The 484-nt window shown below is 62.2% G+C and carries 1 protein-coding gene; it reads right to left on the minus strand.

Annotated features, from left to right (window positions below; all coding sequences use genetic code 11):
* Window positions 1-183: 183 nt before the first annotated feature.
* Window positions 184-484, minus strand: a 301-nt coding sequence (locus CVH10_RS17275) for a GNAT family N-acetyltransferase (protein ID WP_106489341.1), incomplete at its 5' end; no start/stop codon positions are given.

Consider the following 484-nt stretch of genomic DNA (forward strand, 5'->3'; position numbering starts at 1 on the left):
CTTCGCTGTCGATCACGCTCGTGCATCGACGTCTCACCCCTCAACCGGTCAAATGGCGATGGGTTGCCGCCTTTTGTAGAGGCGGAAGGTCACACGAAGGCGTGACCGTGACCCGTGCGCCACTCGCGCCGACCGAGGTCGCATGTGGGAACGGGTCCGTTGCTATTCAAGACCCGATTACGTTCATAGGCCCAGAATGCCCCGATAGGTCGGGTGGACCACATCGGCCTGATCCGGGTGCTTCTGAAGATAGGCCGAAAAGAAAGGACAGACCGGCAGGATCAACAAGTCTCGGGCCCGGGCGTCGGCCAGCACGTGGCGGGCAAGGCGGCTGGCGATGCCCCGGCCCTCCAGACGCTCGGGCACCAGGGTCTCGGTGATCATAAGATTGGGCGGCGAGAGATTGTAGGTGACGACGGCCAAATCGCCCTCCACGGGCAGTTCGTAGCGTTTCAGTTCGGCATTGTCGCGGATGTCGGGATCA

This window comes from Halomonas sp. ND22Bw (assembly GCF_003011945.1).
In the GTDB taxonomy this organism is placed as follows: Bacteria; Pseudomonadota; Gammaproteobacteria; order Pseudomonadales; family Halomonadaceae; genus Halomonas; species Halomonas halophila.